Origin of the sequence: Enterovibrio nigricans DSM 22720, assembly GCF_900167155.1 — a bacterium.
Taxonomy (GTDB): domain Bacteria; phylum Pseudomonadota; class Gammaproteobacteria; order Enterobacterales; family Vibrionaceae; genus Enterovibrio; species Enterovibrio nigricans.
Genome location: NZ_FUXU01000048.1, coordinates 26,215 through 34,239 on the forward strand (window position 1 = coordinate 26,215; position 8,025 = coordinate 34,239).

At 44.4% G+C, this 8,025-nt stretch carries 7 protein-coding genes; all 7 read right to left on the reverse strand.

The features are described from left to right. Nucleotides 1-16 precede the first annotated feature (16 nt). Nucleotides 17-1,186 (reverse strand): conjugal transfer protein TraF, encoded by a 1,170-nt coding sequence (locus tag B5D35_RS15645; RefSeq protein WP_078753477.1) that lies wholly within the window; start codon nt 1,184-1,186, stop codon nt 17-19. A gap of 211 nt (nt 1,187-1,397) precedes the next feature. Then, entirely contained in the window at nt 1,398-2,276 is an 879-nt protein-coding gene (locus B5D35_RS15650; protein ID WP_078753478.1) for a DUF2861 family protein, read from the reverse strand. Beyond that, the gene (locus B5D35_RS15655; protein WP_078753479.1) at nt 2,276-2,944 is read right to left on the reverse strand and encodes a response regulator transcription factor; all 669 of its coding nucleotides are present in this window, start codon (nt 2,942-2,944) and stop codon (nt 2,276-2,278) included. The genes B5D35_RS15650 and B5D35_RS15655 overlap by 1 nt, the downstream gene beginning before the upstream one ends. Next, nucleotides 2,916-4,355 (reverse strand): ATP-binding protein, encoded by a 1,440-nt coding sequence (locus B5D35_RS15660; protein WP_170915199.1) that lies wholly within the window; start codon nt 4,353-4,355, stop codon nt 2,916-2,918. The genes B5D35_RS15655 and B5D35_RS15660 overlap by 29 nt, the downstream gene beginning before the upstream one ends. A gap of 259 nt (nt 4,356-4,614) precedes the next feature. After that, nucleotides 4,615-5,574 carry a formyltransferase family protein gene (locus B5D35_RS15665; RefSeq protein ID WP_078753480.1) on the reverse strand — a complete coding sequence of 320 codons (960 nt, stop codon included), beginning with the start codon at nt 5,572-5,574 and terminating at the stop codon, nt 4,615-4,617. A gap of 66 nt (nt 5,575-5,640) precedes the next feature. Further along, the gene (locus B5D35_RS15670) at nt 5,641-7,899 is read right to left on the reverse strand and encodes a condensation domain-containing protein (protein WP_342068298.1); all 2,259 of its coding nucleotides are present in this window, start codon (nt 7,897-7,899) and stop codon (nt 5,641-5,643) included. Then, nucleotides 7,848-7,982, reverse strand: a complete 135-nt coding sequence (locus B5D35_RS25240; protein ID WP_280174684.1) for a hypothetical protein — start codon at nt 7,980-7,982, stop codon at nt 7,848-7,850. Before B5D35_RS25240 ends, B5D35_RS15670 begins: the two co-directional genes overlap by 52 nt. Nucleotides 7,983-8,025: the final 43 nt, after the last annotated feature.

Sequence of the window (8,025 nt, forward strand, 5' to 3'; positions counted from 1 at the left end):
TCAAAGCAATGTCATCTTAGAATGTCACCGATAGTTGCAGTGAACCACCATAGCTATTGCTGTCGATCAACTGCGCCGCGAGATCTAAGTGAGCTGCACTAAACGGTGACAAACCAAGACCCAGTGTTAACGTTCCATCGAGTGTATCTTCAAGATCTTTCATGTAGCCTGCTCGTGCTTGCGCCCAGCCCCATGCATTAAATTCTGTTCCAAATCGAATCATTTGTGTGTTGTCTTTAATTTCAGGACCAACGGCTTGAACGAAACGCGTTTGGTCGTTCAAGTCAATGTCCAATGCCATCGTGAACAACTCGGTTACATACCCCCCGCCTATGGTCACCAATGGTTTTAATTCGTAGGTATATTGACGGGCCCAGCGGGTGGTAGTGGTTATATCATTCGCAATGAGGTTCTTAGCCGCGAACCCGAGTCGCATTGGACCATTTTGCCACGCTGCACCAATGTCCATGTTAAATCCGCTGTCTTCTGTCCTATTATTGTCTGCGTCCCAATCATCAGCGTTGAAATCATCAACAGACACCTGATAGTGATAGGTATACAGTTTTTGTGTTTTAGGCGTGACCCCTAACGCAATGCGCTGTCCCATAAACTCGATATTGCCTGCCAGTGCTAAACCAACATCGACCAAACCAAACGCAAGCACACGGGCTTCTGACACCAAGGTGGGCGCAGTAGTTGTGGAGGTTTCAATTGCCGTTATGTCTGAATCCGCCACTTCAGGAAGCACAACCGCTTCGGTATAAGCTTTGACAAAAAAGTTACCAGAGATTGAATTGGTCGGTATAGCAATTGCGCCCCCAATCCCTCCACCTAAATAGGCCACTTTATTTTGCAGGTTTGACAATGCATTAGCAGCATCAGCTCGATTTGTTTCACTGGTCGCATCGGACTGAAATCTGTCATAGACATCACCGAAATCTTCCAGCGCGTCTACAAAATTATCAGGGTCACGATACTGAACGCCAAGCGTTGGAAATAACACACCAAAGCTAGAGGTAGGTTCAAGAGCAACGAGTGCAGGGTTGTGAAAGCCGGCTGCCAGATAGTCTGACGCAACCGTACCCGCGCCGGCCATCGCGTCAATTCGAGCATCTACGCTGTAATTTGCTGAAAACGCAGTCATTGGAGCGAGAGATATTGCCAGTGCCACTAATTTTTTATTCATAATAAGAATTCCATTCCAACTTTTTGGATTTAGTACGTTGGATTTGCGCCCAAAGTTAGTGGGAAAATCCAACCAATTCTTATCATGTTAGTCAAGGGTTAGTATCAAAAAGGAGGTGTGTGACTATATTGTGATATTTTTCAAACTATATCGTTACAGGAATGCTCTATCTGACATAGAGGACAAATACCACCAGCGTATATTTTGTTCTCTATTGGCGTTTTGGTGTCAATTGCTGGAGATCAACATCAGGTAAATCCACCGAGCGTCCGATGCGTTGAACTTCCTCCAGTAAAATCGCGCCTTGCCAACGTCTTTCGATTAGCGCCACGGAAAACCAATATTGACCGTTGGGCACATCAATGACGGGTAATGCTGTCGGCAAATTCTTGTCTTTTTCTTCAGACCAAATAGGTGCCGATTCGCCATCGTTTTGACTGTATAAGTTCATGGATAGAAAAGGCCTTGGGCAAGAACCTTTCAGATCAGTAGGTGGTGCTATACGCCAGCTCCGACTGTCTTTCCAACTAATCGCCTGAATCGCTTCCGGCTGAGTAATCAAAACGTTTGAAGACCAACGTTCGCCATTGTTTGACGTAACATCCAGTTTATATAACCCGGCTTTGATTGCGCGGGAAAGTCCATCGTAGTCAAGCTTAAAGTCCCGTGATTCATCATCCACAAAGTTACTATGAAGGACAGTTCGATCCGGCCAAGCACTAAAAGATACAGATGAAACACCCGCCGATGAACTTCCATAGATAGAAAAGTGGTAGAACACACGGTTTGGTGTTTGCACCGTCTCTCGACGTATAACGATGTTTTGTAGCCAACTAGGTAAAGACAGCGTGCTTAAACTTCTACCGCAATCTTCAGTGATAGCAAGAGAAAGAAGATCCGCCATATGCCGTTTTTCTGCCGGTCCATTCTCCTGCTGCCACGCTTCTACCATTGCATCGAAACTTTCGGCGGTATTTCCTTCTAATAGCTTTTGATGAGCAGAGGTCAACGCGTCTGAACCACTAAACCAAGCAGCAAACACGGATCCTGGCCAGAAAAGCCAAAGCGTTAGAAATACCCACCGATTCATTATTGCATCTTCATTCTATAGCCCACACCACGAAGCGTCTCGATTTCAATCTCAGGCAGCTTTTGTCGAAGCTGTAAAACATGCGTATCGACAGTTCGCGTGGTTGGATAATGGTTATAACCCCACACTTGGTCGAGCAACTCATCACGAGTGAACACGCGCCCCGCATTTTTTGCGAGAAACGCCAACAAGTCGAACTCTGTACGCGTCAGAATCACTTCGCTTTCTGAACAAATAACACAACGCGTCGCAGAGTTAATTCGTAGAGTCCCAACAACAATATCGTCTTGAGTTGTGTCTTCTTCGGTGACGTTACTTCTTAGGTGTACACGAATACGTGCAAGCAATTCGGCTTCTGCAAAAGGTTTTGTCATGTAGTCTGTTGCACCAGAATCCAATCCGCCAACACGGTCACGCACAGACACCATTGCTGTCAGCATGATGACAGGAACATTTTTGAGTTTTTTCCAACCTTCCAGCCATTCTAAAGAATCACCTTCAGGTAGTTGACGGTCTAATACCACCAAGTCCGCTTTTTGCCACAGCGGCTCAACGTTGGTTGCGTTTTCGGCGTACAGCACGTTGTAGCCGTTTTGCTCAAGGCTAGCTAATAGACCATCAGCGAGGTTAGCATCATCTTCAATGAGTAACAGCGTTGTTTGGGTCACAAGGTATCTCCAGAATAAAGGTGGTTGGAGGGCCAATAAGTGTCAATTTACCCCCCATCCTTTCGATCATTGATTCTACAATTGTCAGTCCGAGCCCAAGGCCTTTTTCACTGACAAATGGCTTACGAATTGTCTTCCAATCCTTCGCGGTTAACTGTCCCTGATCCTGTACTTTAATCGTCAGGTAACCGTTTTGAATTTGCGCGATGACGTGTACTGGCGCCTTACCATACTTCTTCGCGTTGCTGATTAAATTGTCGAGAGATGTTGTCAGCCAATATATATTAACTGCAACAGGGCCATCTTCTTTGACATCGAGACCGACCCCTCGTTCCTCACACAGATAACCCAACCATTCTTCGAGAGACGGTATCGTCTCCCGCACCAGCTGTTGTTGATTCGATTGAAGGTAATCTTTACTTGCCTCAGCCAGCTGTTTCAATCGCATCGAGTCTTCGCACAACCTTCTGAACTCGTCATACAGTGGTTCAGGCAGGCTATCAAACTTTCGTCGAAACCCTTCAACAGTCATCGATAAACTTGCTATCGGCGTCCTAAGTTCATGTGTCAGGATCTGTAATACCAACATACGTTCTTGAATGAGACGACGTTTAACTGTCCAGCGATTGAATACCCAGCCAGCAATCCATAGCAGGTTAACAATCGCCAAACCAATCACTAAATGAGACCAATATGATGGCGCTTGTTGCTGATTCCAACAAACGTTACCGATCCTTGAAAGGCAGTAGCCTTTATTATCCGTTGGTGAGGCAAGGAGATCTAATCGCTCCAACAGCGGCATCCAAATATCCGGTGAATAAACACGGTATTCGCTGCCCTTTCTTAGCCACAGTTCATCATTTGAAAGCAGCGTCTCTGCCCCACCGTTCAATGCATTGATGCCATTTTCCGGCATACGCTGAAGCTGTCCCAATAACGTTTCCGGCGGGGCCAAAAGCCTTTCTTTTATGTGAAAGAAACGGAGCAGTTCATCACTCCGCTCTGGAAACTTTTCAACGTACTTTGCCGCATAACTTCCGCCACCTGGATGAATCAAGTTTGAGCGAGAAAACCAAACAGATGGTAGTCGCGTGTTAAAACACATTGCTCTCGTAAATACCAAAGGATCGGTCACCAGCGGGCTAACAGGCCAAGGCCCGGCGCACTTTTGAGCCGCTTGATATAAACGTTTAAGATCTTTCAGAGGATATTTCGTTGACTGAGGCAACAAGCTATCAGAGATCAACAGTGCTTTAGGGTATTCACTATGAATAGCATTGAGTGAATATTCAGCGATGGGCTTTTCATGCAATAGCGAAGACCTGAACTTGTTGAGCTGTTCAGGAAAAGAAGCGTTTGCCCACGCAGGCATGTGGACGATAAGGAATAAGGCGGCTATTAACTTTCGCATGCCGAGAGATTACCATCAAAAACAACCCAATTGTCAGTGCTTTGTTAGTTAGTACTGATCACAAGACCAAATTTGAAGCAATTGGCGAAACATTCATCATCCTGTGTGATGAAACTCTTTCCAAGCTCTCGATTCTTGATTCTATTGCGAATCGCTGGGAAGAGAATCCTTCCCAGCGATCACAAGTGGATTACGCAGTCATAAACAATGTTCGAGGCCAACACTTAGACGAATACGTTTCGCCAGACCTCAATGTATTCTACATATCACTCACTTTCAAAAAATATACATTGCTTGAGGTAGATTTCTCACCATGAAAAAGCATGCTTAACAGTTGATTATCAAGCATGGCTTTCGCCTCTTCATCACTCGTACTTTTCCAATAGTTCACGATTGACTCGGCTCGTGCATGCTTTGACGATACGTTTTCTTTGAGATGATATTGCAGTTGCATCAAATGCCCCTCACCCCATTGAATTCTTTTATAGTAAAAAAGAGGATTCACTGGCTGACTAGCTTTGCTAAACTGGCCCCCGTTACGCAAATTATCCAGAAATTCGTCATATAACTTTACTGTTCCGAATAAGCCCTTTGTGAACAACCTCCCAGGCCAGTCGCCATCTTCAATCTCTGGTAAATAGTGCGCCAAGATGTCACCACCATCAATTTTAGGGTTCATCACCATAAGCGTTCCGCCGGATAAATGAGGGTGACCATTTGCGAAGGCAAACATATGTGAATCGGAACCATTGTAAACAGGTGATATGCCACTATGATAGTTAAGCACCAATTTAAATGCGTCTATAAACTCTTTTGTATACAGTGGGCCACCATGACATACAACGACATCAGGGTTATAAGCCGCGATTTTTTCAATTGATTCAATGCTATTAATGTCGTCTTCATAAAAAATACGATCTTTGCTTAGATCCCCATAATCCATAGCATCTTTAAAATATTCATCAGCTTCTTCATAGCCATGTTGTAGCTCAAGCGGCAATTTTTTATCGGATAAAAACGCGTCATAATGTGAGTTTACGAAATCCTCGCTGTATCGCTCACTGAGTTTATCTTTCTTTGCTTTTTCCTGTTCTGCTGACAACGCAAATTGATGATCACCTTTATAGTGGAAAACGGCTGCAACATCATATTTCTTGCTTAACTCTTTACAAAGGTAGACACAGTGTGGCCTATCACCTGTAACGATTACTATCTTCATTATTTTAACTCCGTAATGAGCAAAGTAAGAGAGTTGCAAAAATAACTTGCAACTCTCAAACCATTATCAGCCTTTGAATGCAATTTGGCTGGTTAATACAATTAAGTTATTTACATATAAATCTGAAAAAGTCTGAATAGCTTCTTCATTATGTATGTTTTGGCTGTACTGAAAACGTGATTTAAAACAACCATCCTCGGTTGTAACACCCTCAATATATAAGCAAACACCACGTTGTAGCGTTGGAGATTCATAGATATTTGCGCCTGAACTTCCGCCCTCCTCCGGACGAATATTTTCAGGTGCTTCTTCTATCAATGCCGCAACCTCAGGAAGTTGAACATCTTCCGTAACCTGCTTGGTTAAAGATGCCTGATAATTAAACAATATTTCAGCGTGTGGGAAATGACTCATTTTCTCCCTAAGCTCTTCATCCGAAGATAGATATCTCAGACAGCCGTAGGAAACGCCTTGATGCGGCATTCCATTAATGTGGGCATCTACCTCGTGTATCGCATCAATGATATTGCCGGAAAGGTTCTCCAAATCGAGAATAATAGGCACAGGGTCTATCATCCAACCCACTGTTCGAGACAAATCTACATTTAAATACGGCAACGTCCTTGTCGTTTTCGCGATATCAATAACGACGGCTTTGTTTCCAGTCCACTCTCCATATGCTTTAGCAAAACACGCAAGATGGATAATGTTTTCTGGTACACCGAGCTTGAACGCCAGTTTGCCGAGCAATATTTCACTACATTCCTCAGACAAGGTGGTTTCAACCATTCTGGCACTTACTATTGTGTTATCGCCTTGAGGGTTGTCCTTCGGCATTGGAGCATACTTATTCCAAGGCAGATTTAGCCAATAGTCTGAAGATTCAGCAGCTTCAGTATTCGCGAATTTTTTCAGTTGTTCAGAGAACATCTTCACAGAGTCTGTTTTCGGAATGCCTACAATTTTTCTTCCTAAAACCGCTTCGTTAAGGAAGTAGATAAAATCATTTTGCAAAATTGAACGTGAATAACCGTCAAATATCATGTGATGATAAAAGAAGAGCACTCTTGCTTCATGGTTAGGAAGTTCGATGTAGCAAAGCTTCATTGGCGCTATCGATAAATCGATACTCGCTAACTTATCTTGTACATACTTAACGAGTTCGCCTTCATTGACTCCGCCTCTGAAATCAACATATTCCGCAGGGCTGAGTGACAAAAACTCACTCACGCCTACCAATTGATGACGCCATTCTCCGCTAGCGTTGTGGACGCGAGAACGGGCAATATCATGCTGTGTTACCAGTGCTGTATATGCCTTTTCCACGGCGGAAAATGGGATATCTCCACTATTAACGCGAAGCCAGTGATACCCGTTGTGATGACTAAATTCTTCCCCACGGCGGAATAGCCAATGCATTACGGGTACAACAGGAACATCGCCCGTGACAATATCAATTGATGCATTCGCTGACATAAAACCGGCTTTGTGTTCAACTTCGCAGCAATGTTTGACTACGCTGCATAGTGCATCTTGGAATGCATTAACGAACGCTTCGCTCTTTGGTTCTGACAAGCGAGAGCCAACCGTAAAACTCAGCTTCCCGTCTAGCACTGCACCATTAATATCCAGAATCAAATGACTCTGATTATCTTTGGCTACGGTTTCACCGCAAGGCTCCCCCGTAATTTCCCACAGCCCGCTATCATGATCTTTTGCATTGTCGAACTGGCCGAAATAGTTAAAGACAACTGGCGGGAGCAGGTCTTTAATCTTCTGCCCATTTTGGGCAGCAAAAGTACCAAACCCTACTCCTTTGTTTGGCACCTGGTTTAGCGTTTCTCTTGTTTTAACGATCGTTTCCCCGAGCGTGTCGCCCGTTGAGAGTAATAGCGGATATTGAACCGTAAACCAGCCAACAGTGCGGGAAACGTCAATTCCTTCAAAACACAGCTCTCGCCCGTGCCCTTCCATCGTGATGCCAATTTCACTCTGGTCGAACACTTCACACAAGGCCACACTCAATGCGCTAACCAATAGATCGTTGATTTCTGTTCCATAACCCAGATTAGCTTCGTGTAGCAGTAAATCAGTCTCTCCCTCAGCCAATGATACTGTGTGGTAGTGCTGTTTACTTGGCTCAGGCCAGTTTGCGTTGTTGCCTATTGATGCTTGCCAGTATTTGCTTTCGTTGCCGACTAATTGCGAATAGTCTGCAACTTTTTCAGACCACTGACGATAACTGCTCGTTTTCGACAGCAATGCAGAACCGCTCAGTAAATGAGATAGATCTTCCGCAAGGATTCGCCAAGATACCGCATCGATAAGGCTTTGTTGCTTAAATCGATGGAACTAAATCTAGAAGCTACGATCTGATCGGCTACACCCATCAATCGTCGTAGTCTCATGTCTAAACCTCGTTACAAAACAACTAACTGGAAGCAGTACAAC

Bases quoted from the DNA above. Each gene is read 5' to 3' on its own strand.
- B5D35_RS15645 (WP_078753477.1), bottom strand. From the start codon at position 1,186: ATGAATAAAAAATTAGTGGCACTGGCAATATCTCTCGCTCCAATGACT.
- B5D35_RS15650 (WP_078753478.1), bottom strand. From the start codon at position 2,276: ATGAATCGGTGGGTATTTCTAACGCTTTGGCTTTTCTGGCCAGGATCC.
- B5D35_RS15660 (WP_170915199.1), bottom strand. From the start codon at position 4,355: ATGCGAAAGTTAATAGCCGCCTTATTCCTTATCGTCCACATGCCTGCG.
- B5D35_RS15665 (WP_078753480.1), bottom strand. From the start codon at position 5,574: ATGAAGATAGTAATCGTTACAGGTGATAGGCCACACTGTGTCTACCTT.
- B5D35_RS25240 (WP_280174684.1), bottom strand. From the start codon at position 7,982: ATGAGACTACGACGATTGATGGGTGTAGCCGATCAGATCGTAGCTTCT.